The 24,756-nt window shown below is 69.5% G+C and carries 23 protein-coding genes and 1 pseudogene; 8 read left to right on the top strand and 16 right to left on the bottom strand.

Features of this window, described 5'->3' with window-relative positions; translation table 11 throughout:
* Positions 1-121 precede the first annotated feature (121 nt).
* The 6 genes from AMK18_RS07915 to AMK18_RS07890 form a co-directional block, all read right to left on the bottom strand.
* Positions 122-2,692 (bottom strand): carbohydrate-binding protein, encoded by a 2,571-nt coding sequence (locus AMK18_RS07915; protein ID WP_073862214.1) that lies wholly within the window; start codon positions 2,690-2,692, stop codon positions 122-124.
* 276 nt (positions 2,693-2,968) lie between these two features.
* The gene (locus AMK18_RS07910) at positions 2,969-3,853 is read right to left on the bottom strand and encodes a carbohydrate ABC transporter permease (RefSeq protein WP_073862213.1); all 885 of its coding nucleotides are present in this window, start codon (positions 3,851-3,853) and stop codon (positions 2,969-2,971) included.
* 11 nt (positions 3,854-3,864) lie between these two features.
* A complete protein-coding gene (locus tag AMK18_RS07905; RefSeq protein ID WP_026171742.1) occupies positions 3,865-4,809 on the bottom strand; it encodes an ABC transporter permease subunit in 945 nt (314 codons plus the stop codon).
* A 1-nt stretch (position 4,810) separates the two neighbouring features.
* On the bottom strand, positions 4,811-6,058 hold the full coding sequence (locus tag AMK18_RS07900; RefSeq protein WP_073862212.1) for an extracellular solute-binding protein: 1,248 nt from the start codon (positions 6,056-6,058) through the stop codon (positions 4,811-4,813).
* Between the two features lie 230 nt (positions 6,059-6,288).
* Positions 6,289-7,314 carry a LacI family DNA-binding transcriptional regulator gene (locus AMK18_RS07895; protein WP_073862319.1) on the bottom strand — a complete coding sequence of 342 codons (1,026 nt, stop codon included), beginning with the start codon at positions 7,312-7,314 and terminating at the stop codon, positions 6,289-6,291.
* 39 nt (positions 7,315-7,353) lie between these two features.
* On the bottom strand, positions 7,354-8,028 hold the full coding sequence (locus tag AMK18_RS07890) for a hypothetical protein (protein WP_241836488.1): 675 nt from the start codon (positions 8,026-8,028) through the stop codon (positions 7,354-7,356).
* A gap of 564 nt (positions 8,029-8,592) precedes the next feature.
* Here AMK18_RS07890 and AMK18_RS07880 point away from each other — a divergent pair.
* Positions 8,593-11,121 (top strand): DEAD/DEAH box helicase, encoded by a 2,529-nt coding sequence (locus AMK18_RS07880; RefSeq protein ID WP_073862210.1) that lies wholly within the window; start codon positions 8,593-8,595, stop codon positions 11,119-11,121.
* Between the two features lie 89 nt (positions 11,122-11,210).
* Here the strand turns inward: AMK18_RS07880 and AMK18_RS07875 are convergent, their stop codons facing one another.
* Positions 11,211-11,813, bottom strand: coding sequence for an HAD family hydrolase (locus tag AMK18_RS07875; protein WP_073862209.1), 603 nt, complete (start codon positions 11,811-11,813; stop codon positions 11,211-11,213).
* A 24-nt stretch (positions 11,814-11,837) separates the two neighbouring features.
* Positions 11,838-12,166, bottom strand: a pseudogene (locus AMK18_RS35150) (phenylalanine--tRNA ligase beta subunit-related protein); the annotation flags it as partial.
* Positions 12,167-12,278: 112 nt separating this feature from the next.
* Here AMK18_RS35150 and AMK18_RS07865 point away from each other — a divergent pair.
* Complete coding sequence (locus AMK18_RS07865) at positions 12,279-13,244, top strand: DUF1152 domain-containing protein (RefSeq protein ID WP_073862207.1); 966 nt, start codon at positions 12,279-12,281, stop codon at positions 13,242-13,244.
* A gap of 271 nt (positions 13,245-13,515) precedes the next feature.
* Here the strand turns inward: AMK18_RS07865 and AMK18_RS07860 are convergent, their stop codons facing one another.
* Positions 13,516-13,899, bottom strand: coding sequence for a hypothetical protein (locus AMK18_RS07860; protein WP_241836487.1), 384 nt, complete (start codon positions 13,897-13,899; stop codon positions 13,516-13,518).
* A 143-nt stretch (positions 13,900-14,042) separates the two neighbouring features.
* The gene (locus AMK18_RS07855) at positions 14,043-14,921 is read right to left on the bottom strand and encodes a LysR family transcriptional regulator (protein WP_073862205.1); all 879 of its coding nucleotides are present in this window, start codon (positions 14,919-14,921) and stop codon (positions 14,043-14,045) included.
* 98 nt (positions 14,922-15,019) lie between these two features.
* Here AMK18_RS07855 and AMK18_RS07850 point away from each other — a divergent pair, with 98 nt between their 5' ends.
* Together AMK18_RS07850 and AMK18_RS07845 are read left to right on the top strand one after the other, a co-directional pair.
* Positions 15,020-15,385 (top strand): YybH family protein, encoded by a 366-nt coding sequence (locus AMK18_RS07850; protein WP_018104816.1) that lies wholly within the window; start codon positions 15,020-15,022, stop codon positions 15,383-15,385.
* Positions 15,386-15,637: 252 nt separating this feature from the next.
* Positions 15,638-16,252, top strand: a complete 615-nt coding sequence (locus AMK18_RS07845) for an alpha/beta fold hydrolase (RefSeq protein ID WP_073862204.1) — start codon at positions 15,638-15,640, stop codon at positions 16,250-16,252.
* Positions 16,253-16,265: 13 nt separating this feature from the next.
* On the opposite strand, the gene AMK18_RS07840 is transcribed toward AMK18_RS07845, so the two are convergent.
* Positions 16,266-16,634 carry a VOC family protein gene (locus AMK18_RS07840; protein WP_073862318.1) on the bottom strand — a complete coding sequence of 123 codons (369 nt, stop codon included), beginning with the start codon at positions 16,632-16,634 and terminating at the stop codon, positions 16,266-16,268.
* A gap of 74 nt (positions 16,635-16,708) precedes the next feature.
* Between AMK18_RS07840 and AMK18_RS07835 the strand changes: the two genes are divergently transcribed.
* Positions 16,709-17,170, top strand: a complete 462-nt coding sequence (locus AMK18_RS07835; RefSeq protein WP_026171747.1) for a MarR family winged helix-turn-helix transcriptional regulator — start codon at positions 16,709-16,711, stop codon at positions 17,168-17,170.
* Positions 17,171-17,263: 93 nt separating this feature from the next.
* Entirely contained in the window at positions 17,264-17,683 is a 420-nt protein-coding gene (locus AMK18_RS07830; RefSeq protein WP_073862203.1) for an ATP-binding protein, read from the top strand.
* Positions 17,684-17,763: 80 nt separating this feature from the next.
* Here AMK18_RS07830 and AMK18_RS07825 read toward each other — a convergent pair whose 3' ends face one another.
* The 4 genes from AMK18_RS07825 to AMK18_RS07810 all read right to left on the bottom strand — a co-directional run bounded on the left by AMK18_RS07825 (position 17,764) and on the right by AMK18_RS07810 (position 20,162).
* On the bottom strand, positions 17,764-18,147 hold the full coding sequence (locus AMK18_RS07825) for a c-type cytochrome (protein ID WP_073862202.1): 384 nt from the start codon (positions 18,145-18,147) through the stop codon (positions 17,764-17,766).
* A gap of 97 nt (positions 18,148-18,244) precedes the next feature.
* Positions 18,245-18,541, bottom strand: coding sequence for a hypothetical protein (locus tag AMK18_RS07820; RefSeq protein ID WP_073862201.1), 297 nt, complete (start codon positions 18,539-18,541; stop codon positions 18,245-18,247).
* Positions 18,542-18,674: 133 nt separating this feature from the next.
* Positions 18,675-19,601, bottom strand: coding sequence for a hypothetical protein (locus AMK18_RS07815; protein WP_073862200.1), 927 nt, complete (start codon positions 19,599-19,601; stop codon positions 18,675-18,677).
* A 102-nt stretch (positions 19,602-19,703) separates the two neighbouring features.
* Complete coding sequence (locus AMK18_RS07810; RefSeq protein ID WP_143202255.1) at positions 19,704-20,162, bottom strand: hypothetical protein; 459 nt, start codon at positions 20,160-20,162, stop codon at positions 19,704-19,706.
* A 271-nt stretch (positions 20,163-20,433) separates the two neighbouring features.
* On the opposite strand from AMK18_RS07810, the gene AMK18_RS07805 reads away from it, so the two are divergent.
* Positions 20,434-22,074, top strand: coding sequence for a serine/threonine-protein kinase (locus AMK18_RS07805; protein ID WP_107422327.1), 1,641 nt, complete (start codon positions 20,434-20,436; stop codon positions 22,072-22,074).
* Between the two features lie 45 nt (positions 22,075-22,119).
* Here AMK18_RS07805 and AMK18_RS07800 read toward each other — a convergent pair whose 3' ends face one another.
* Positions 22,120-23,667, bottom strand: coding sequence for an alpha-L-arabinofuranosidase B (locus AMK18_RS07800; protein ID WP_198956963.1), 1,548 nt, complete (start codon positions 23,665-23,667; stop codon positions 22,120-22,122).
* Positions 23,668-24,070: 403 nt separating this feature from the next.
* On the opposite strand from AMK18_RS07800, the gene AMK18_RS07795 reads away from it, so the two are divergent.
* A complete protein-coding gene (locus AMK18_RS07795) occupies positions 24,071-24,700 on the top strand; it encodes a maleylpyruvate isomerase family mycothiol-dependent enzyme (RefSeq protein WP_073862196.1) in 630 nt (209 codons plus the stop codon).
* Positions 24,701-24,756 lie beyond the last annotated feature (56 nt).

The following is a 24,756-nucleotide window of genomic DNA, read 5'->3' as shown; positions in this document are numbered from 1 at the left end:
TGCGAACAGTGCGTGGGCCCGGCCGGCGGGGACTTGGGCCGGGCCCACGGGTCTTCGGGGTAGGGGGAAACCGCGGGCCGGGCCGGTCAGGGAGGCAACCCGGACCCGCGGTCGGTTCGGGTTACCAGCCGGAGTTGCCGCTGCCGCGCTGGATGGTGAAGCCGCCGGTCATGTTGAGGGGTGCCTCGGCGGTTGCGGTGATCTTGGTGTTGGAGAAGGTGCCCTTGCCGCCGGCGTTGCCCTCGATGCCGTTGGCTCCGGTCTTGTCGATGGTCAGCCCGTCCACGCGCAGGTCGGAGACCTGCTTCTCCCAGGAGATGAGCAGTCCGCTGTAGGTGGAGTCCTCGACGGTGTTGTTCTGCAGGACGACGGGCTGGGTGATGTCGTGCTGGTCGGCGTACACCCACAGGGCGCCGAGCTTGGTGTTCCAGTTCACTTCCATGCTGCCGGTGCGGCGCAGGAGGTTGCCGGAGACGGTGGTGGTGCCGCTGAACGGTTCGCCGAACCGGGTGGAGACGGTGATGCCCGCGGCGGCGACGACGGTGTCGGAGATGAGGTTGTTCTCGACGCTGTTGCCGTTTCCGCCGTAGACGGCGGCGCCGTTGGCGAGGGACGGCAACTGGACGGTGTTGTTGCGGAAGGCGCTGTTGGTGACCGCGGCGCCGTCCGACCACATGGCCAGGGCGTCGTCCCCGGTGCCGCGGATGCTGCTGTTGGAGACGACTGTGTCCTTCACCGCGCCGTGCAGGTTGACGCCGTCGGCGTAGGTGTTGCGGATGCGCAGATCACTGGCCTTGAGGCCGGTGGTCGGGCTGGAGATCCAGAGGCCGACCTTGGTGTGCTGGATCCAGACATTCTTGATGACGGACCCAGTGCCGAAGTCGCCCTCGATGGCGGCCTGGCCGCCGGCGTCGTCACGGACGGTGTTCTCACCATCGATCATGAGGTTCTCGATGGTGCTGGTGCCGCCCTGCCCGAACAGGCCTCCCTTGAGGCCGGTGCCGCGCAGCACGGTGTGCCACACACCCGCGCCGCGCAGCTTCACGCCGGAGAGGTTGATGTGGTCGGAGATCTTGTAGGTGCCGGCCGGGAGGAACAGGCCCTTGCCCTGGTTCTTGGCCGTGTTGAGAGCGTTGTTGAGGGCTGCGGTGACGTCCTGGCCGCCCGGTGTGACGCCGAGGTCCGCGGCCGAGACGTAGCCGCTGGGCAGGGTGGCGGCGGATCCGGTCTCCTCGGCCTCGATCAGATCGAGGGTGTAGGAGGCGGCGGTGTCGCCGGTGTCCTTCTGCAGGCGCAGGACGGTGCCGGCGGGCAGGGTCTGGCCGAAGGTGGCGCGGGTTTCGTCGAAGAAACGGTGGCCCTGCCCCTCGCCCGGGTTGTTGGTGTACGGGTAGGCGCCGTAGACCCAGGCGTAGCGGGAGGTGAGGTGGAGGTCGGGCAGGGCCTTGCCGTCGGCGTAGGCGCTGAGGGTGGCGTCGATGCCCTTGCCGTCGCTGCTGTCGGGCAGTGAGTAGCGCAGGTTGATGGCGTTGGCGGGCTTGGTGAGCTTGACCTCGACGTAGTCGCCGGTCTGGGTCAGCTTGACGGCCTGCCGACCGGATGCCTCCGAGGCCACGGTGAGGTAGGTGCGGTCGGGGCCGATGGCCGACCCCTTGAAGCTGCCGGCTTCGGCCTCGTACGTGGTGAACGGCAAGGTGGCACCTGCGCCACTCGGGTCCGGGTCGGTGGGATCGCCGGGGTCGGTCGGGGTGGTGGGGGTGGTGGCCTTCAGGTTGTCGATGTTGACGTTGCCGCTGTCGTTGTCGGTGAAGGCGAGCTTGACCGTGTTGGCGCTCTTGGCGTACGAAACCGGGACGTCGACGGTCGACCAGGAGTCCCAGCCGCTGGTGGCGGGCAGGGTGACCTGCGCGGTGCTGCTTCCCACGGTCAGGGTCAGCGTCTTGCTGGAGCCGGTGCCGTTGGCGTAGCGGATGGTGAGGCTGCCGGCCCCGTCGTAGGCGGACTGCACGCTGGTGGTGAGGGACGCGCGGCCCTTGTTGGCGTCGGTCAGTCCGCCGACGTAGCCGCTGCCGGTGTAACCCGCGTGCTCCTGCTGGCTGACCGCACCACCCGACAGAGTCGCCGACTCCGCCTCCAGCGTGGAGGGGTCCACGGGGGTCGGGTCGTCCGGCTGTGCCGGGGTGGTGGCCTTCAGGTTGTCGATGTTGACGTTGCCGCTGTCGTTGCTGGTGAAGGCGAGGGTGAGGGTGTTGGCGCCCTGCGTGAAGGTGACCGGCACGTCGATGGTGGACCAGCTCGCCCAGCCGCTGGTGGCGGGCAGAGTGATCTGCTGGGCCGCGCCGCCCGCGGTCAGGGTGAGCGTCTTGGACGATCCGGTTCCGTTGGCGTAGCGGACGGTGACCGTACCGGCGCCGGCGTAGGCGGACTGGAGGGTGGTCGCGATCGTGGCGCGGCCCTTGTTCCCGTCGGTCAGACCGCCGACGTACGCGCTGCCGGTGTATCCCGCGTGCTCCTGCTGGCTGACCGCCCCACCCGACAGCGTCGCCGACTCTGCCTCCAGCGTGGAGGTGGCGGCGTAGGCGGGTGCGGGGGTGGCCAGGCTGTAGGAGAGGGCGCCGGTGAGGGCCAGGAGCAGGGCTGCGGATATGGCGGCGGTGGGCTTCAGGGACTTGACGGTGCGGAGTTTCGACACGGCTGTGTGTCCTTCCGGGAGGGGGCTCGCCCTTGAAAGGTCGGTGGCTGGGGCGAACGGGGGTGGCCGGGCAGGTCTGCGGGGCCTGGGTGCGGGTTCGACGTGGGAGGAACGGAGCCCGATCGTGGTGGCGGCGGGCAGTGACCGAGGTGATGGCCGGGGCAGGGCTGTGCTGCGGTGATGGCCGCTGTCGAGAAGTGCCGCAGGCGTCGTGGGGGTGATGGGCTGCGGCACTCTGGGTACGCCGGGCTCGCCCGTGGTGGTACCGGCCGAGGGTCAGCCCTTGAGGCTGCCGGCGGTGAGGCCCGCGATGATGTGCCGCTGGAAGATCAGGAAGATCACCAGCAGGGGGATCGAGGCCATGACCATGCCGGCCAGGAGCTGGTTGGCGGGCATGAATTCGGCGAGTCGGTTGAGCGCGACGGTGATGGGCTGGCGTGCCGGGTCCGGGAGGACCAGGAGGGGCCAGAGGAAGTCCTTCCACACTCCGACGACGGCGAAGATGGAGACCACGGCCAGTACGGGCCGGGACAACGGCAGGACGACGGATACCAGGACGCGCAGGGGTCCCGCTCCGTCCATGCGCGCGGAGTCGAGCAGTTCGGCCGGAATCTGGTCGAAGAAGCGTTTCAGGATGAAGATGTTGAAGGCGTTCGCGCAGGCCGGCAGCCAGATCGCCCAGGGGGTGTTGATCAGGTTGGTGCCGAACAGCGGTACGTCGGTGACGGTCAGGTACGTCGGTACCAGCAGGGCGGATACGGGCAGCATCAGGGTGGCCAGCATCATGCCCAGGACGATGTTGCCCAGCGCGGGACGCAGCTTGGACAGGGCGTAGGCGGCGGACACGTCGACGAGGAGCTGGGTGAGCCAGGCGCCGGCGGCCAGGATCAGGGTGTTGAGGAAGTAGTGGCTCAGTCCGACGTTCGTCCATGCCTGGGAGTAGGACTCGGGGTGCCAGCTGTGCGGGACGAGGGTGGGGGTCGGGTCGGCCAGTTCCGAGGAGGATTTCAGTGCCCCACTGGCCATCCAGTAAAGGGGGAAGACGAAGGCGAGGGTGAAACCGAGGACGGTCGAGGACAGCACGAACCAGTAGAGGAAGCGGCCGGTGCGCCGGTTCATCTCCGCGGGGGCGATGAGGGTGCGTTCGGAGGAGTCGGACATGGTCGTTCCTTTCAGCCCTTGCTGCGGGTCAGCCGGAGGTACACCGCCGCGAAGAGGCCGAGGACGATGAAGAGCACCGTGCTCATGGCGCTGGCCATGCCGAAGTCGTTGTAGACGAACGCATAGCGGTAGAGCAGCAGCAGGACGGTCACGGTGGCGTCGTCGGGTCCGCCGCCGGTGAGCACGTACGGCTCGATGAAGACCTGCATGGTGCCGATGACCTGGAGCAGGAGGGTGATCATCAGGATGAACCGCATCTGCGGGATCGTCACGTGCCACAGCCGCTGTCGGATGGAGGCTCCGTCGAGTTCGGCTGCCTCGTAGAGCTCGCCGGGGATGGAGCCGAGTGCGGCGAGGTAGATGAGGGTGGTGGTGCCCATGTTCGCCCAGGTGGAGACCAGGACGAGGGAGATCATGGAGAGGTTCTCCGACTCGAGCCACTGCTGGGCCGGCAGGTGAAGGGTCTCCAGGACGTTGTTGAAGAGACCCGGGCCCGGGTCGTAGAACCAGCGCCACAGCAGCATGGTGACGATCGGCGGCAGCATGACCGGGAGGTAGACGGTCATCCGCAGGTAGGAACGTGCGTGGCGGAACTCGTTGAGGACGACCGCGGTGAGGAAGGGGGCGGCGAATCCGAAGACGAGGGCGAGGAGGGTGAAGTATCCGGTGTTCCTCCACGCGGTCACGAAGAGCGGGTCGTCGAAGAGCCGGCGGTAGTTGTCCCAGCCCACCCATGTGGCGGGCTGGGAGAAGGTGACCTGCTGGAAGCCGAGCAGCCAGCCGCGGATGATCGGGTACCAGGAGAAGAGTGCGAAGCAGAGCACGCCCGCGCCGAGGAAGCCGTAGGCAACAAGGTGCTCGCTGAGGCGGCGCCGACGCCTGCTCGGGTTGTGCATGCTCGCCTTCTGCGGCTCGGGAGGGGATACGGGTTCCCGGGTGAGAGTCGGAGCCGCCATGTCACTTGACCGTCGCGAGGATGGTGTCGACCTTCTTGGACGCGTCCTTGAGCAGCTGGTCGAGGTCGGCGTCCTTCTTGGTCAGGACCGCCTGCATGACGCCGTCCAGCACCGTGTAGATCTGCTGGGCGTTCGGCGGTTCGACCTTCTGGTCGAGGAGGTCGTTCCGCTCGGTGAACGGCTTGTAGTTCTTCTGCGGCACGTTGGCGTACTTCTGGTGGGCCCGTTCCTGCTTGTCTTCGGCCAGGCCGTTCAGGAGCCGGTCCAGCGGGAGGCCGATCGGGACGTCGTTGCCGGAGGCGCGCTTGTCCTCGAACTCGGTGCGGTCCGGGTTGAGGTACTTCCACAGGACCCACTCGATGCCGGCCTTGATCTTCTCCGGCGATGCCTTGGGGTTGAACATGAAGCCGTTGCCGCCGCCGAGGGTGGCCTTGCCGGGCATCGCGGCGACGCCGAATTCGCTGTACTTGCGCTCGAACTGCTTGACGATGGTGGGAATGTTGTCCGGCCCGGCCATGTACATGCCGAGCTTTCCGGAGCCCATCATCTTCTGCACGTCATCGATCTGCAGCAGCTGCCGCGTACCCATGGAGTTGTCGGTCCAGCGCATGTCGTGCAGCATCCGGAGCGCGTCGCGGCCGGCCTTGCTGTCGAAAGCCGCCTTCCACTTCCCGTCCCCGTCCTGGGCGGCGATGTCGCCGCCCATCGAGTAGACCCATGACGTGAAGTGCCAGCCGCCCTGGTTGTTCTTGCTGTAGTCGGCATAGCCGACGGTTCCCTCACCCAGCGCGGCGATCTTCTTGGCGGCCTTGCGGACCTCGTCCCAGGTCGTGGGCGGCTTGTCCGGGTCGAGTCCGGCCTTCTTGAACAGGTCCCGGTTGTAGACCAGACCGAGGGAGTACTGGCCGTTCGGCAGGCCGTACAGACCTCCGTCGGGCCCGCTGAACACCTTCAGGTACTCGGGCTTGATGTCCTTGATCCGCGGCAGGTCCTTGGTGTACTTCGTGATGTCCGCGCCCTGGCGACGCTGAATGAGACCCGCGGGGTCGGTGAAGTAGACGTAGTAGACGTCCTCCAGCTGTCCCCCGGCGAGCTTCGCGGAGAAGGTCTTGGGGTCCATCTGGCCCTCGCGGGCATCGATCCTGATCTTCGGGTGCTCCTTCTCGAAGGCCTTGACGTCCTCCTCGAAGTACTTCCGGTCCACCGGCTGGGTCTTGGGCGGCATGCCGTTCACCGAGATGGTGACCACGCCGCCCTCGCTGCCCGAGGAAGGGGAGCCGCCGCAGGCGGCAAGCCCTCCGGTAAGCACGCAGGCTATCCCCGCGCCGATGAACCTGCGGCGACTGCGCATTCCGCCCATGACTGATCTACCTTCCGTGGATGCACTGCGCCGACGCCCCGTCAACCGAAGCCCCGGCGGATACGCAGAAGGTAGAAGTCAGCCATGTAAAAAGTCAATGACATGTTGCAAAACATTGATTACTTCGGCTGTGACCTGCCGGAACTCGGCCTCGCGGTGGAGGACCGGACGATCAGCTCGGCCTGAAAGAGGGTCAGGCCCGGTACGGCCTGACGGCTGCGGATCTGCTCGTCGAGAGCCTCGATCGCGGCCTCGGCCATGGCGGCCACCGGCTGCCGGCACGTGGTCAGCGGCGGGTCGACCGCGCTCATGAACGCGGAGTCATCGAAGCCCACCACCGAGAGGTTTTCCGGCACCCCGAGCCCGCGCCTTCGGGCCCCCCGGATCGCCCCCAGCGCAAGGGTGTCGCTTCCGCAAACAACTGCGGTCACCCCCTGGTCGAGAAGATCAGAGATGGTGCGGGCGCCCGCCTCCAGGGCGAACAGGCTGTGGCCCACCCAGGACGCCCACCGCCCCCGCTCCACTCCCCTGGACTGCCAGAACTGCGCGAACCCGCGCAGCTTCCGTACGGACGGCACGTGGCCGCTCGGGCCGACCAGCAGCCCGATGCGCTCGTGCCCCATCCCTTCCAGATGAAGCATCGCCTGCTGAACGGCCTGTGTGTCGTCGGCGGCGATCTGGACCAGGTCCGCGTTCTCGTCGGCGACGTTCACCATCACCATCGGCACCTGCCGCTCCTTCAGCGCGGCCCCCTGTTCCGCTCCGACGTCCGCGTAGCTGGACCCGACGAACACGATCCCGCCTATGTTCTGCGCCAGCAGCATCTCGACGTAGTTGGCTTCGGAGACCCCATCTGCTGTACGAGTGCAAAGAACCGGCACATAGCCGCGCTTGTTCAAGCGCCCTGCCAACGCCTCCACGAACGAGGGGAAGACCGGGTTCTGGAGGTCGGGGACCACAACACCCACGAGAGGCGAACGCTCCGCGGCCGCGCCTGCCGGCCGCTTGAGGCCCAGAACGTCCAGCGCCCGCAGCACTCGCTCCCTGGTCGCGGCGGCGACACTCGGGCTGCCGTTCAGCACCCGCCGGACCGTCAGCTGGCTCACGCCCGCGAACTCAGCTACCTGCACCACCTTCATTGTCATGACGCCACAGTACATGGGGTGCGCAAAATACGTTCAGAATCACGCAAGATTTGCCGGACGGAGGAGCGTTCGGGTGCGGCGACCCGGGTTCTGGTGCGGCCCGGCCGTCGCCGACCTGCGTCGGCGCCAGTACGCGTACGTCAGGAGACCGAGCATCGGGCCCCACAGGACCAGAGGGGCGTAGGAGGCATAGAAGTACACGGTCTCCCAGCCGCCCGCCTTGCTCGGGTAGTCGGCCGGCAGCGGATCGCCGTTGATCTTGGTCTGGGTGACCGTGGTGACGATCGCGACGACCGTGAAGACCAGGGTCAGGATCGTCGCCCCGATCGTGGCCGGGACGACCGCGGCGGCCGTCGGTACCCGGCGCCCACCCCATATCGGCATCCAGCGCGGGAACACCTCGCCCCAGCGGGCGACCAGTCCAACGGCCGTGAAGGCAAGCGCTTCGGAGATGAGGGTGAGGAAGACGACGTAGCCGTTCATCGCCCAGTCCTCGATCGCCCCGCCACGCTTGTCCGGGGCGAACAGCACGCCCAGGCGCCAGATCCCGGACGGGAGCACCACCAGCGGCACCGCGTAGGCGACCCGGCGGGCCCAGCGCGGCACCCCTGCGGCGGGCTCGTGCGCCGCACGCCACGCCCGAGGCAGGCGGCCCTCGCGGCGAGTCGTGTGTGTTGCTTCGTCAGTGGTCGTGGTCGGCCTGGCCTGGAACATCTGCGCTCCTCACGTCCACGGGCCGGACCGGCCCGTGCACTTCGAGACTCGCAGCGGGCGAGGCCGTTCAGGATCGCTCCGCAGACCGAACAACCTCCGCCAGGCGGGCGAAAACACAACCGGCCACTGCGTCTCAGGGATGACGGGCACCAGAGGACGACTCGACGGTGATGGCTTCGGGGCCCAGGCGGAGCCGCCGACGACGGGCTGCCCTTCGTTGGGGGATCAGGCTCCGCCGGCAGAGGGCGTCGTCCCGTACGGTCGGCCCGTGATGATCAGAACGGGCGCCCTCTGTAGTCTCGGCGTCCCAGCCTCCGAGGCACGGTTGACCTTCGATACGGGAAGCAGCGGACCGCGGCGCCGCTTGCTCATGGTCGACGACGAGCCTGCCTTCGGGCTCACCTTCTACTGCGGCACGTGCCCGCTCCGGGCCCGCGGCATCGGGTGGTAGATGTCGGTACGTGACTCCGGCCGACCACAACACGCTCCACCGGATTCGATTGAATACGTGGCGACCGGCGGGTCATAGCGATCGGGCATCAGAGCAGGAAAGGTCAGGCGAATATGTCGGGTACGGGCCGCATTGACCCGCGTGAGGCGGCGCAGCGGGAGGCTGTCGAGGCGGTTGTTCGTGCTCTCGAATTGCCTGCGCGGTCGCTCGTACCGGAGCGAGGGCTGCGGACTCAGGTCGTCATGGCGACCGGGTCCGGGAAGACCCGGGTCGCGGCGCGTAGCGCGGAGAAGCTTCGTGCCGGGCGCGTGCTCGTGCTCGTCCCCTCGCTGGATCTGCTGACGCAGACCGAGGCCGCGTGGCGGGAGACCGGCCGTACGGGCCCGATGATCGGGGTCTCGTCGCTGCGGGGCGAGGACGCCAGCTTCCCGAACACCACGGACGTGGAGGAGCTGGTCGCGTGGGTGCGGCCGTTCGACAAGGTCACCGTGTTCGCCACGTACGCCTCGCTCGGCCTCGGCACAATGGAGCGCGCGCACGCCACAGGCCTTCCGGGCTGGGACCTGATCGTCGTGGACGAAGCCCACCGGACATCGGGCCGGATCGGGAAGCCGTGGGCCGTCGTCCACGACAACACCCGCATCCCCGCGCTGCGCCGCCTCTACATGACCGCCACCCCACGGATGTGGCAGCTGGACGAGGACGCCGGCCGCGGAGCACCGCCCGAGTTGGTCGCGAGCATGGAGGACGACCCCGAGAGCCCCTTCGGCAGCAGGGCGTACACGCTCACCCTCTCGGCAGCGGTGGACCGGGGCATCTGTGCCCCGTACCAGGTCGTGTGCGTCGACATCACGGACACCCAGCTCCAGGCCGCGCAGCTCCTCGGGGTCGAGGGCCGGTCGGACGAGGTACGCGGCGCCCGGCTCGCCGCCCTCCAGACCGCCCTGGTGAAGGCGTCCTCGGAGGAAGGCTTCCGGCGCACGCTGACCTTCCACCACCAGGTCCGCGAGGCCGAGGCGTTCGCGGCCGGCCTCCCCCACGTCGCCGCACGGCTGCACACCGCCGAACCCGAGCTCTACCCGCGCACGATCTGGGCCGACTGGCTGTGCGGGGAGCACAAGCCGCTCCACCGGCGCCGGGTGCTGGACGAGTTCGCGGCCGGGATCACCACCGACGGCGCGGTCGTGGAGAAGGGTTTCCTGGGGTCGGTGAAGGTCCTGGGCGAGGGCGTCGACACCAAGAACTGCGACTCCGTGTACTTCGCGGACGTACGCGGGGCGATGCCCGACCTGGTCCAGGCGGTGGGCCGGGCGCTGCGGATGCAGCCCGGCGAGGGCAAGATCGCCTCGCTCGTCGTACCGGTGCTCCTCGGCCCGGGCGAGACGGTCGACAACATGCTCACCTCCCGGGCGTACGGCGGACTCGCGAAGCTCCTGGAAGCGCTCAGGGCGCACGACGCCCGCGTCGTGGAACACCTCGCCGAGCAGCAGTCCCCCAGCGCCTACAAGGCCGTACAGGGGCAGGAGGGCGAGATCGAGGCGGGCGGGGTGGCGGGGCCGTCGGGGCCGGCGCGGGAGCTGCTGAAGTTCTCCGTGCCACGCGATCCGGCGCAGCTGGCCGCGTTCATCAACCTCCGCGTCCTCAACCCGGAGAACGAGCACTGGCGACGCGGTATCGAGGCTGCCAGCATCTACCACCGGATCCACGGCGATCTGAAGGTGCCGTTCACCTACCGCGTGCCCACCACCGACAGCAGCGAGGCCGAGGAGGGCCAGGGCGAAGAGGTCGAGGTGTGGCCGGCGTCGCTCGCCGGGTTCCCGCTCGGGCAGTGGACGGCCGACGCCCGGAGGTTCTACGCCCGTGGGGACATGAACGAGGACCGCGTCGCGCAGCTGGAGAAGCTGGGCATGGTCTGGTCGCACTACGACGTCGCCTGGGAAGAGGGCCTCTCGGCAGCGCGCGGATGGGCGGCCGAGGCAGGCCACCTCCTCGCCCCCACCGACGCCGTCCACCAGGGCTACCGGGTGGGGATCTGGTTGAAGAACGCACGGGCCGCGGCCCGCAAGGCGGCCGCGAATGAACAGCGGCGGGCCGAAGGGCTGCCGGTCCACTCGTCGGCCGGGGCCTTGTCGGACGAGCGGCGCGAACAGCTGGACGAGATCGACCCGGCGTGGTGCCCGCGCTGGCCGGTGGAATGGCAACGCTGCTTCCACCTCGTCCGGCTCCACCTGAGAGCCGGCCACCCGCTGCCCACCCGGCCGGGCGACGTGAGGGACCAGGGCGAGGACCTCGGACGGTGGGTTCGCTCGGTCCGCTACGGGTGGGACGACCTGACGCCCGTACAGCAGTGGATGTGCGAGCAGATCCTCGGGATCACCCCGGCGGCCGAGGACGAGAAGCCGCCCCCTCCCCGTACGCAGGCCGACAAGTGGGCGATGCACTATGCCGCCGCCCGCCAGTACTACGAACGCGAAGGACACCTCCACGTACCGAGGAAGCATGTCGAGCGGATCGTCAGCGAGAACCGAGAGGAACGGGAACTCCGGCTCGGGGCATGGGTCAGCAACCAACGCAGCCGAGCCGCTGCACTGACCCCCGAGCGCGTGAACCTGCTTTCCGGCATCGGCATGCGATGGACATGACCCTGAGCGTCGCCACGGGCGGCTACCCGCTCGTGCGACTGCGTCCGTGGAAGCGCCCGGGCAGCCGGCCGGCAACGACTGAAGGACGGTCAGGCCAGATGGGCTGCGATGCGCGTAATCGTCCGTGCGTTGTCCTGGAACAGATGCGCCTGCATGCCCACTGCCCGCGCGGCCTCAACATTGACCGCGAGGTCGTCAATGAACAGACAGCTCTCCGGTCGCACCTCCAGGCCGGTGCATACGGCTTCGAAGGCACGCGGGTCCGGCTTCTCGACGCCGATCTCGTGCGAGTACGCGATGTGCTCGACCAGTTCGTCGAACTGATACAACGCCGTCTCCCGCTCCCGGGCACCGACGAAGCTGTTGCTCAGGATGCCGAGCCTGCAGCTCCCCCGCAGCCCCCGCACATAAGCGATGAGTTCCTCGTTGGGCGTTCCCAGGTACTCCGCCCAGAGATCAGCCATGAAGGCTTCGACCTGGGGCGCGTCGAGCCCCAGGCGTGCTGCCACCTGCTCATGGACCTCTCGCTCACCGATACTCCCGACGCACCCCGCTTGCCACACGTCGCGCATCCGCTCATCCACGGTGCCGAACGGCAGCTCCAGCCGTTCCTCCCACCGCTGCGTCGACCCCGTTTCCGGCGTGATCTCCAGCACGCCACCGATATCAAGAATGACGCAGGTCGCCTTCACTCGGACTCCGCTCGCTCGTGTGATCTACGCAGACACCGTCGCCCTTCCCCCTGGGGCAAGGTCAAGTGATCTCGAAACCTTGAGGTAGTGGACGGTGGTCGCTTCGGCGTGATGGGAGAGCAGGCTGCGCAGTTCCTCGGCGGCGGCTTCGAGCGTGTGTCCGTCGTGGTGTCGGGTTCGCCGAGCGGGGTGAAGGTCTCGCTGCCGTCGGCGTAGCGGATCTCGACGTCGCCGGTGACGTGGTCGAGGTCGAAGGCTCCGGCCGGCAGGCCGTGGCGGACGGAGACGAAGCAGCGGTGGACGGTGCGCCACGCCTCGATGCGCGGGTCGCTCTCGTCGGCAGGGGCCCACGTCATCCACTCGTACCCGGGCCTCACGCCCAGGCGGCAGCGACGTCGCGGCTCATGCTGACCACCAGCCTTGCCGACGTCTGGTGCCGACGCGCACTCCTGCTAGCGTCATGCGGTGATTTCTCTGGGGGAACCCGCATTCTTCACTCGTCTGCGCGACGCGCGACGGGTGCTCATCGCCGGTGCGGGCGGCGGTTTCGACGTGTACGCAGGGCTGCCGCTCGCATGCGCGCTGCGGTCGGCGGGCAAGGAGGTACACCTTGCCAATCTGTCCTTCGCCGACTTGTACGGCCTGGACCTCGATGTGTGGGTGGACCAGGACGTCGCGGCCATCGGGCCCGACACTCCCATGCGTGGCGACTACTTCCCTGAACGGACGCTTGCCCAGTGGCTCGTGACGCAGGATCTGCCGTCGACGGTGTACGCCTTCCCGAGCATCGGGGTCGGGCCGCTTCGGGCGGCCTACCGGACGCTGATCGAGCACCTCGGCGGTGTGGACGCGATCGTGCTGGTGGACGGCGGTACCGACATCCTGATGCGCGGCGACGAGCACGGTCTCGGCACCCCGGAGGAGGACATGGCCAGCCTTGCCGCCGTGAGCGGGCTCGACGAGGTCGAGCACCGGCTGGTGGCCTGCCTCGGCTTCGGGGTGGACGCGTATCACGGCGTGAACCACTCGCTCGTGCTGGAGAACCTGGCCGCTCTGGACCGGGACGGCTCCTATCTCGGCGCGTTCTCGCTGCTCGGGGCGGGGCGGGAGGGCGCGCTGTATCTCGACGCGGTGGCACATGCCCAGCGCCACACCGCGAGCCACCCCAGCATCGTGCAGGGATCCGTGGCCGCTGCCGTGCGCGGTGACTTCGGCAACGTACGGTTCACGGAAAGGACCAAGGACAGCGAGCTGTTCATCAACCCGCTGATGGCGCTGTACTTCTGCGTGGACCTGCCCGGACTCGCCCGCCGCAATCTCTACCTCGGTCAGCTGGAACGGACTTCGCTCATGCGGCAGGTGAGTTCCGCGATCGAGGAGTTCCGCACCACGCTGCCCCGTCAGCGTCCGCCGAGGACGTTCCCGCACTGAAGTGCAGCATGGGGGAGCGGGTCCCGGTCCGAACTGACCGCGTGTCCTGCCGAGTTGGGGTGACTCGGCAGGACGGGGTCGTATCCGCCCCCGTGTCACGGGTTCATGGGGCGTCCTTCACCAGGTGGGCGGCGGAGTCGGTCAGGTTCGCGGGGGCTGCCATGGCTGTACCCAGCACGAAGGCCGTGGTGAACAGCACGGTTGCGATGAGCTTCGTCAAAGTCTCTGTATTCCTCATTGCGGACGGGAATGCTGACCACTTGGTCCGGGTCTAGTCGCGGCGAATCGTTCCTGCCTGCCGCTTCATCACGCGGACGATCGTTTCTGCGTGGAGTGATGGGTCGGAGAGTGCTGTGACCGGCCCGAGGAACCCTTTCTCCTCTCTGTTCTTCACGGATTCGGCCGGCAGGTACTCATCGGTCCAGAGCGGTCGCAGCCCGAGCGGGTACCGGATCTCTTCGAACTTGTCCGCGTGCGCAGTGTCGCCGCTTGCAGTGCCGACGCCCGGCACCGGTACGGTCCGCGCCTCCCGCTCGATGTTCTCCAGGCGGCGGCAGAAGTCGACGTGCAGCTCATCCATCGTGTCGAAGAAGCTCTCCAGCAGAGAGCACATTCCATACCTCCTGTAGCCACGCCCACCGTCGGCGCCCGCCATGCCGACTCGGCAGATGGGGACCGGACCGTACAGGGGACGGCGGTGCGTGGTTCGCTCGTGATCGTTTACGGGATTCCAGACTCCCCAACGATGCCGACCGTCGAAAGGAACGTTCCGATCGGGTGATTCCGTCCGGATTTGACCTACGCGTGAAAGGCTCGTCGGGTGTGCGTGAGGAGTTCGCGTACCGCCGGGTTGTGTGTGCTCTTCCAGATCAGGGCGAGCAGTGCCGGTGTCTCGACGTCGTCGATGGTGCGGGCGGTGAGCCGGTCGCGGTGGGCCGCGGCCATCGAGTCGCTGAGGACGGCCACGCCGAGGCCGCGGGCGGCGAGGTCCGCGATGGCGTCCGCGGCGCTGGCCTGCATCGCGATCGAGGGCTGGAGGTGCTGCGCGGCGCATGCCTGGTCGAACACGGCGCGCAGGCCGGTGCCGGTGGGCATGCACACGATGGGGTGGGCGGCCAGGTCCCGCAAGGTGAGCCGCCGCCGCCTCGTCAGGGGGTGCCCGGCCGGGACCGCAGCGACGAGCCGTTCGCTGATGACGGTCAGCGCGTGCAGCCCGTCGGGGGCCGCCGTCGCGGTCCCGATGAGTGCCAGGTCGACGGCTCCGGTCTGCACCCCTTCGGAGAGGCGGTCGGAATGGTCCTCCAGGAGCGCGATCTCCACGCCGGGGTGTGCCTCGTGGAATGCGGCGAGGGCTTCGAAGAGCGGGGTGAGGGTGCAGCCGATGACCATTCCGACGGTGAGCCGCCCCCGTATCAGCTCGGTCACCTCGTCCACCGACTGACCGACCGCTCCGGCCGCGGCGAGGGCGGCGCGGGCGTGTGCGAGCGCGGCCTTGCCCGCGACGGTGAGGACGACGGTCCGGGCCGATCGGTCGAACAGCTCGGCACCAAGCTCCTGCTCGAGCCGCCGGATCTGGGCGCTGACGCCGGACTGGCTGATGTGTACCCGCTCAGCCGCGCGGGTGAAGTTCTGCTCTTCGGCGACGGCGACGAAGTACTCCAGCTGCCTCAGTTCCATGCCTTCACATTCTAGTTTGCAGAAGAACCATCTGTTGGACTTCTGACCGGCGGCCGATCACGCTGGAAAGTGCCGGAACACCACGTGAGGAGCAACCCATGCCGGAGTACGAGAAGGCCATGCGGCCCGAGGACATCACCCGCCTGTTCGTCGAGCGGTCCAACGCCGGTGACGCGGCCGGGGTCGCCGCGCTGTACGAGGAGGACGCGGTCATGGCCTACCCGCCCGGCGAACGGACGGTCGGGCGCGACGCGATCCGTGCGCTGTGGGAGAAGGTGCTGGCCAACGGCCCCCGTTTCGAGCCGGAACAGCCGCTGCCCACGCTGATCAGCGGTGACATCGCCCTCACCTCGACCCCGCCGAAGGACGGGGCCGGTGCGCGGGCGCAGGTCGTCAGGCGCCAGCCGGACGGGAGTTGGCTGCGGCTGCTCGACCAGCCGGAGTTCACCCCGCCGGGCCGCTGAGGCGGGTACGCGGCCGGGCCGGGTTGTGCGTTGAGTGCCGTACGGTCGTGGTGGTTCCGCCGTCGGGCCGCACGTCCACGGTCCCCTCATCACCACGGCATGATGGGCGTATGAGCACGCCTCGTCGCCGGGCTGGAGGTGGGCGTGGCCCCGCCACCTCTGACGCGTAGGGACCTGAAGATGCCTTTCCTCGATCGCTCGAACGGTGCCCCCGAAGGCGCCGCTCTGCGACCCGCCGACGGTCGGCGCCCCGTGCGGGGCGCGCGGGCCGCGGTTCTCCTGCTCCACGGCGGGCGCGTCGACGCGCTGGAACCTCCTGCGGCGCTCAACCTCCCCGCGCTGCGCATGAAGCCGTTCGCCACGCGTATCCAGAGGGCCGTGGCCCGGGAGGACGTCTTCGTGGGTCACGTCCGCTACCAGCACCGCGGCTGGAACGGCCACCACGCCCATCCCGTCGCCGACGCCCGCCGTGCGCTGAGCGAGCTGTACGAGGTCGCCGGCCCGGTGCCCGTCGTGCTCGTCGGTCATTCCATGGGCGCTCGTGCGGCGCTACGGGCGGCCGTCGATCCGCAGGTGAAGGGTGTGGTGGCGCTGGCCCCCTGGTGTCCGCCCGGCGAGTCCGCCGCGCACCTGGGCGGTCGCACCGTGGTCGCCCTCCACGACGAGAGCGACCGCGTCACCCGGGCCGGGGACACCTGGGCGTATCTCTCCCGTGCCCGGGACGCCGGGGCGCGGACCCACGGCTTTCGTATGCCCCACGGGGGCCACACCATGATCCGCGGTGCCCGCCAGTGGCAGCGACTCGCCGCCGAGGCGACTGCGGGGCTGCTCGGGCTCGCGCCCCTCCCGATCCCCCCTGCGGAGTGAACCGGCCCGCCATTCAGGCGCGGTCGTGGAGGGTGATGTGGTAGCCGTCCGGGTCGGCGAAGGTGAAGGTCCGGCCGAAGGGGCCGTCGATCGGTGCGGAGACGATGGTGTGACCGTCGGCGACGAGGGCGTCGTGGATGGCCTGGACATCGGTGGCGCGAAGCCAGATGGCAGCGCCGATGCCGGGCTGGGCCACGGATGCGAGGTCGGTGCCGGGAACGAGGTCGCGGAGCGCGAACGCGATCGGGTTGGTCTCGAAGACGACGGCGTGCGGAGGCCCGGCCTGCGAGCGCACCAGGCCGAGGTACTGCTCGTAGAACGCCTGGGAGACACCGAGGTCGCGCACTTGGAGCGAGAGAAAGTCGGGGCCGATGGCGGGCATGGTGATGCTCCTTCCGTCACGCCGGAATCCCATGTCAGATTCCTGACACACCCACCGTATGTCAGAATCCTGACATGGGCAAAAACAGTGGCGGTGTGGACCTCGACAAATCACTGGGCTACCTGCTGAAGGAGGCTTCGAGCGCGCTGCGGGCAGGCATGGAGGAGGTGCTGCGGCCACTCGGGATGACCGTGACGCACTACTCCTGCCTCGAACTGCTGGCCCAACGCCCCGGCCTGTCGAACTCCGAGCTCGCGCGCGGCGCGTTCGTCACACGCCAGTCCATGAACGTGCTGCTCCAGACACTGGAGCGGGACGGCTACGTGACCCGGCCCGTGGAGGAGCGCGTCGGAAAGGCTCTCCCCGCGCGACTCACACCGCGTGGCCGCGAGAGCCTGAAAGAGGCGAGCGCGGCGGTCAGGGCTGTCGAGGTCAGAATGCTGTCCGACTTGACGGAGGCCGAACAGACGGGCGCGTTCCGCATCCTGCGGAGCATGATCGGTTCCCTGCGCGACGGCGGCCCCGGGCAGGCGTAGGCGCCGCGCCCCCGATGGCGACGGGGCACCGCGTCAATGCTTCCGCGAGGGGTACACGCGGAACGTAGGTACCGGACCGATGAAGGGAACACCATGGGGGAATCGCTGCGCGCCGTGGGTTGGGCCCGGTCGCTGCCCCTGCACAGTGAGATCAGGATCGCGCGGGAATGGGCACGTGGGCACCTGGAGACGCTGCCGTGGGCCGCCGACGCCTCGGAGGTGGTCGACGATGTGCTTCTGACCGTCTCGGAGCTCGTCACCAATGCCCATGTCCACGCCGACAGCAACGCGCAGTTGGTCATGACCTGGGACGAGTGCTGTCTGCACGTGGCCGTCCACGACTCCTCGACCGCGTTGCCCACACCACGCCCGCCGAGTTCCGACCGGCCCGGCGGCCGGGGCATGTTCCTCGTCGACGCCCTGGCCGACGAGTGGGAGACCCGCCCCTGCAACGACGGCAAGATGGTGATCGCCTGCTTCCGCCCGCCCGTGGCGGCCCAGGAGGGTGACTGAACCGCGCGCCCACGCGCCGAGTTCGCCGCCGGGGAAGGACAAGGCCCACCCGGGATCGGTGGCACAACAGCCCGCCGTTGCTACGCGTGCGCCCCGCGGAAGAGTGACAAGAGGTTCTGCGCCTGAGTCGACTCCGGATCGAAGTACTGCGTGGCCAGGGCGGGCGGCACGGCCGTGCCCCGCATGCGGACCTCGTGGCACGTGAAGCAGAACGCCGCCTCGAACAGGGCCGCGCCGAGGTGTTCGTCGTACGCCCGGACGCTCCAGCCGGGCGAGAACCCGCAGCGGTGCTGTTCGCTGCCGGGCAGACTCGCCATCAGCGACAGTGCGGCGGCGGCATCGCTTCCGGCCCAGTGGGCCGCAACCGTGCCGGGATAAGGGTCGTCCCGCCCGGCGGGCAGGCCGGAGAGTCGAACGACCTCGATCAGTACGGTGCCGTCAACGGCTTCGGCGGGGAGGCGCATGTGCGTAGTCTGCCCGACCCGAAACGGCGCGTCTTCACAGCCGATACGTGGGTCCAGGTGGCGAATCGCCGCCCCGGGAGGCCGAGTTCCTCACGTGTCAGGTGTGCGCCCCGCGGGGGTGCGATGCCTTGTGCGAGACGCCGTGGTGTGCGGGCCGGTACGTGGTGTGGGCCGCGAGGCGCCGCAGAGACACTGCGGCGGTGATGAGGAGGCCGGTGAAGACGGTCAGGAGGAGGGCCGATACCCACATCTGACGGCTTCCGGGGGCCTGCCAGCCGGTCCAGACGACGGACGCCGCCCACAGCAGTGCGCCGACGGCGTAGAAGGAACGGGCGCGGTGCAGCTGCCGCACGGCCCGCAGGAACTGGATGCGCTCGGTCTTCTTCGGTGCCATGCGCACTCGTGTACCCCGATGTGCCGCGGTCATCGGGGCTCGGCGATTCGATCGGCGGCTACCGGCCGAACCCAGGCCGGGCGGTCCGGTCCCGGGAGGTGCGGGCGCCCCCGGCCGGGGCGCCCGCAGGGGTTCAGCCGACGCGCAGCGTCAGGGCTGCCGTGTGCAGCGTGCCGCCGGTCCGGAACTGCAGGAACAGCCGCCAGTTGCCCGCGGTGGGCAGCTCCGCGTGGAAGGACAGGTCCGGCCCGCCGTGGTTCCCGTTGAGCTTCGTCGTGGGGTGGAGGTGGGCGAACGCGGCGTCGCCCTCATGGAAGGCGGTCAGGTGGGCGTAGGTGTCCAGGTAGGGCTGCAGATCGGTGACCGGATCGCCGTCCTTGGCGACGGAGACGGTCAGCGGGTGCGCCATCCCGGCCATCGGCTCGCCCTTGACGGTCACGGTGTATCCGTCGACCCGAGTGCTGCCGGCCGCTGCGGGCAGCGGCGTCTCGGTGGCCCGGCCAGGCGCGGTGACGGAGCGGCTGAGCACGAAGTCCTTGCCCTTACCGGCCCCGCTGTTGGGGGTGAAGGAGGCGAACATGCGCCACTCCCCCGGGGTCAGGGCGGCGAGGCCGGCGGTCCAGGTGCCGTCGGCCGCCATGGCCGGGTGGATGTGCTGGAAGCCGGTCAGGTCCGAGCGGATGGCGTAGAAGTGCATCCGCTTGGTCTGGTCGACGGCGAAGCCGGTGACCGGCTTGCCGTCCGGGCCGGTCACCGTGAACCGGTAGTCGGCCTGCTTGCCTGCTGCGAGGGACCGCTGGGAGGAGGTGAGTCGGTAGCCGTCCTGGGCATCGGACAGGCCCTTGTCCGTGGCCATGTGCTCCATGCCGGGCATGTCGTCCGTCGAGGCTGTCGCACGCGGCGAGGAGGCCGCGGATGACTCGCCGCCGTGGTCCATGCCGGGCATGGACGTGGAGTCGTCGGAGGAGCCGCAGGCGACCGCCGTCAGCGCGAGGGCGACAGCGGTTCCGGCCGCGGCCAGGGCGCGGCGGTGCGTGGTGGGACGGGAAGAGAAGAACATGGGATCGCGATGTCTTTCGGGGTGGGCGCACCACACCGGTGGCGCGCGGGAAGGGCAGGACACGGTGCCGGTCGCGGCCGGGGCCGGGGCCGGCGGCACCTGTCACGTCCGCGCGATACACACCAGCGTCAGCAGATCTCGCCCGCCGGTCGGCGGACCGCGCCGCCACAGCCGGCCGATGGCCGCCCGCCAGGCAGCCGACGACCACTCGGCCGACAAGGCGGCGACAGCGGCGAGAAGGGCCGGAGCCGGCAGCGGGTTGCGCTCCTGGGCCGGGGTGGACACGCACCGTTCGCCGCTCATTCCCGCACTGGGCGCGGCCCGGAAGGCCGGGGCACTGTGCGCGATGGCCTGCGTCTGCGCGGTGGCCCGCATCTGCGCCGGGGCCATCGCCGACGCGGTATGACCGTCCGGCGTGGGAGCGGACGCGGCATGACCGTCCAGCGCATGAGCGGCTACGGAGGGCACCGCACCGTGGCAGCCCTCGGCAGCGGTGGCCGGAGCGCCGTGCATCAGGAACAGGCCGAGCAGCAGCGCACACACGGCGACCAGTCGGCGCAAGCCCCGCCTGTCTGCCGCTCCGCCGCTCATGCCCGCACTCTCATTCCTGTCTGCGCCCGTCCGGGGTCGACATACCCCGGTGGGGTACCTTACACCGCTCCCCCGGCCGGGGCACGCCGCGACGGGGCCTCGCGCCGCATCGTGGGCCAACTCAGTGAAACGCATGCGCCGTTCGCGTTCGTACGTGACGATGCAGAGCGGTCGAGTCGCGTGCGGTGCGACCGCTTGGGCTGCGGCTTCCCCGCAACGGGGAGACGGGTGGGGACGGGGCATGCGGTGGGGTGGGGCGGAAGCGGTACGTCCGGGCCAACGGGTCGGACGGTTCACCGTGCTGGCCGAACTGGCGAGCGGCGGCATGGGGCGGGTGTACCTGGCGCGGTCACCGGCGGGGCGTACGGTCGCGCTGAAGACGCTGATCACGAACAACGCGGACGATCGGCGCCGGTTCGCCCGGGAGGTCGCGTGTGCGCAGCGGGTACGCGGGATCTACACGGCGAGCGTCGTCGACGCCGATCCCACGGCGGAGGTGCCGTGGATGGCTCAGGAGTACGTGCCGGCGCCTTCGTTGAAGGAACTGGTGGAGGACTGCGGCACGCTGGGAACGGATGCGCTGCACTGGGTGGCCGCGGGGATGGCGGAGGCGCTGGCGTCCCTGCACTCGGCAGGGCTGGTGCACCGGGACATCAAGCCGTCGAACGTGCTGCTGCCCGTGGAGGGGCCGCGCGTGATCGACTTCGGCATCTCTCAGGCACACGACCTGACGCGGACCCAGTCGGCGCTCGGCACCGTGGCGTACGCCTCTCCGGAACAGGCCCGGGGGGAGTCGACCACGGAGGCGTCCGACGTGTTCTCCCTGGGGGCGACGCTGTACTACCTGGCGGTGGGGAGGCCGCCGTACCGGGACATCGAGGAGATCTCGGCCCTGGAGCTGCTGATGCGCGCGGCCACCGGCGACACCGACGTCTCCGGCCTCCCGCCCGCTCTGGACGCCCTCGTTCTGCCCTGTCTCGCTCTGGATCCGCGAGCGCGGCCCACCCCTGCCGAGCTGGTCGCCCACTGTGCCGCCCACTTCGGTGAGGAGCCTTCGGCCCGCAGCAACGGGGGTGTGCTGGATGCCCGGTGGACCGAGGCCATCGAGCGGCACCGTGCCGAGCGCACCGATGCCTTGCGTGCGGCGCTGCGCCAGGTCGGTGCCACCGGACCGGCCTCCCCGCCCGGGCGCGGTGGACCGGACGAGCCCACGCAGGCCGTGGCCGGGGCCGCCGGGACCGTACGTCTCCCCGGCCCGCCGCCCACCGCCGCGTCCGGTCGGGGCCGACGGGTGCGGCTGGCCGTCGGCGGGCTGGTCGCGGTCGGCGCGTTGACCGCGACGCTGCTGGTGCTGAGCCCCTGGGACGGGTCCGGCGACGGGGATGCCAAGGGCGGTGCCGGGGCCCCCGACCGGCCCGTGCGCTTCCTCGAAGTGGAGCGCGAGCAGCAGGGGGCGTGCCCCGGCAGCGGGACGTCCGAAGCCACCCCCTTCGGAACCTCGCAGCCCGGAGTGCCCTCGGGGCGCGGCTTCACCTCGGACGACCGGCAGCAGTGCGTGGTCGTCTCCACCGCTCCCGGTATGACGGTCAACAGGTTCAGGGAGGTCTCGGCGTTCGAGGACACGGGGGACGGCGCTCCGGGGGGATGGTCGGTGCGCGTGACGTTCGAGGAGAAGGACGCCAAGGCGTTCACCACTCTGACCGGCAGAGTGACGGGGCGGACCGAGCCCACGAACTCCCTGGCGATCGTCCAGGGCGAGGGCCGGCTGCTCGCCAAGGTCGCCGTCGTCGGCCGCATCACGGGCAGCGAGGTCGTGATTGCGACCCGACTCGGGCGCAACGAGGCCCATTTCCTCGCCGAAGTGCTGGGGGCCCGCTCCTGAACCGGTGGCACACCCGCCTGCGCGGGGTGTGCCACCGGAACGAGGTCAGGACCAGGGCTGGGCGGTCAGCCAGGAGGTGTCCTCACTCCACAGGGCGTCACTGTCCCACGTGTTGCCGCCGACCCCGTCCCCCGCGAGGTAGCCGGTGTAGGCGTAGTGACGTATGAAGCGGTTCGGGTAGTTGACCGACTGGAAGGAGTAGCCCTGCCCGCTGTGTCCTGCCCGGAGACAGAAGGTGGCGTCCCGGTTGAACAGGGCGGTGGCGTCGGAGGCCGCGGTGCGGAGCTGGAATCCGGCGTGACGCAGATACTGTCCGGGGGTGCCGGCGGATTCGAAGGACAGGCAGGCGGAGTCGGCCAGCCCGGGACGTACGATCCACGTCGCATCGCTCTTGTCGGCGCTCGAACTCGCGGCGGTGACCGGCGAGATGGCCACGCTGCCGTCGGCCTGGTGGCGCAGGTAGTCGGCGTTGCAGCAGGTGGTGGTGGCCTTCAAGGAGACCCGGGCCCCCGGTGTGAGGGCGCTGGACGTGAGTGCGGGCGCCTGGTAGCCGGCGGCGGTGATGTTGGCCTGGACCGCGTTCTCCGTGGCGTCCGTCGGGTAGCCGGAGGTCATGACCCCCTCGTAGAACGTGCCGCTGGAGGACTTGCTGTTGTCGCCGCCGATACCGAGGATGATCGCGCCCTCCTTGTGCATCGGGTTGTACCCTTGGACGTTGGGCCGGGCTCCGCTGTAGTACGTGGACAGGCCGCCGGACTGGGCGTTGGCGGCCTTGATGGCCCAGAGGTTGGGGGCGCCCTTGACGATCGCGGTCAGGAAGCGGTGGCTGACGCTGGGATCATTGGCGTTGTAGCCGGCGTTGGGGCCCGAGAAGAGGCCGTTCTCCAGGTCCGCCATCACCCAGGGGCCGTTGCCGGTGCCCGATCCCCAGATCGTGCTGTCGCCGAAGTAGATGGCCTCCATGTGGCCGTTGCCGGTGTCGAGGCTGTTCGTCTCGGCGTTGCCGTAGTCGAAGCAGCATCCTCCGCCGAAGTGCGTGCCGTCGAGGACGGCGTACATGCCCTCCGGCTGGTCGCCGGTGGCGATGCCGTTGGTCTTGTTGTTGCGGTAGCCGGTTCCGGCGGCGACGTATACGCCATAGGCCCGGTGGCCTGCCACGGTGACCGGCGCGGCGGTGGCGGGGGCGAGGTTGTCGGGGCCGGGAGCGGCGCCGCCTGCGGGGGCCTGGGTGAGGTTGTTGCCCCGGCCGGACTGGTCGTAGATGACGGTGATCACGCAGGTGGTTCCGGCGCAGAACCCGTCCTGGGCGGCGGCATCGGCGTATCCGCCGGCACTCAGCACCCCGATGTCCTTGGTGGCGCTGTCGGACGCCCGCCGGACCTGGTAGAGCGAGCCGTTGTACGCGCCGTAGAGGGCGCGCGTGGTCGAGTGGGCGGCCACACAGGGCGTGCCGCCGGAGGCGTAGAGGTCGCAGGGCCCCTGTGAGGCGGCCTGCGAGGTGGCTTCGGTACCGACCAGGAGGGCGACGGTCAGTACGGCGGTGGTGCCGGTGGCGAGGAGGCTGCGCCGTGCGTGGCGCAGCCAGGTCTGCATCGTCAAGGGTGGACTCCTTGCTGGTGGCGGGCTGTTCCGAGGCATTGCCGATTGTTAGCGCTAACAATCGAGACCGCGAACCGCCCCGAAGGCATGGGCGGGATGCGCGACCTGCCGTACGGCCGGGCATCACTATGGATACTTGACGTGACCCAGTCAAGACCGCTCGGGCCAATTCCCCGTCCGGATCACCCCGCAGCCCACCTCCCCCACAACCCGCAGAATGGAGGGGTGTTATCGCTCACAGCACCCCGCCACCGTAGCCGGGACCCACACCGAGGGCACCGACCGCGCAGGTCCCGGGTCTGCCGGCCGCGCCCGGTCACACGTGCTGAGCGATGAGTTTTCACCGGGCCAGGGGTCCTACAGGGCGGATAGGGCAGTTCTGGGTGAAGGAGACCCCATGAGTAGCGATGTCTGGCCGATGGTGCATGCGGAACGTGCGGCGCTGATCGACGACCTCGCGCGACTCGATGACGCGCAGTGGGAGCTTCCTTCGCTGTGTGCGGGATGGACCGTGCGTGACGTGGCCGCCCATCTGGTCGACACCGCCCGGACGACACGGATCGGTTTCGTGGTCGGCCTTGCCAGGGAGCGGTTCGACTTCGACCGTCAGAACGCACGCGGTGTGGAGCGGGAGCGAGGCGCCTCACCGCAGCAGACGTTGCAGCGACTTCGTCGGGTGGCATCGCGGACGTCGACGCCACCGGCGCCCCTGGACAGCCGGCTCGTCGAGCAGGTCGTGCACGGTGAGGACATCCGCAGGCCGTTGGGGCTCGCCCATTCCTACCCGCCGGAGGCCGTCGCCCGGTCACTGCGCCTGCAGCTCCGCACCCCCGCCTCCTTCGGCGGAGCCAAGGAACTGACGGCCCGTGTCCGGCTCACGGCGACGGACGCCGACCTGTCCGCAGGGGACGGTCCGGAAGTCAGGGGGCCCGCCCTTTCCTTGCTGCTGGCCGTCTCCGGTCGGCAGGTCGTACGGGACGAGCTCGACGGGCCGGGAGCGGCCGCGTTCGTGGCATCACGACGGTGACGCCCGGGTTCGGGTCGCTAGCCTCGCCGTACTCGGCCGTGCGGTCGGTGGCCGGT

The organism is Streptomyces sp. CB01249, from assembly GCF_001905735.1.
Classification (GTDB): Bacteria; Actinomycetota; Actinomycetes; order Streptomycetales; family Streptomycetaceae; genus Streptomyces.
This window is presented reverse-complemented; position numbering and strand designations above follow the sequence as displayed.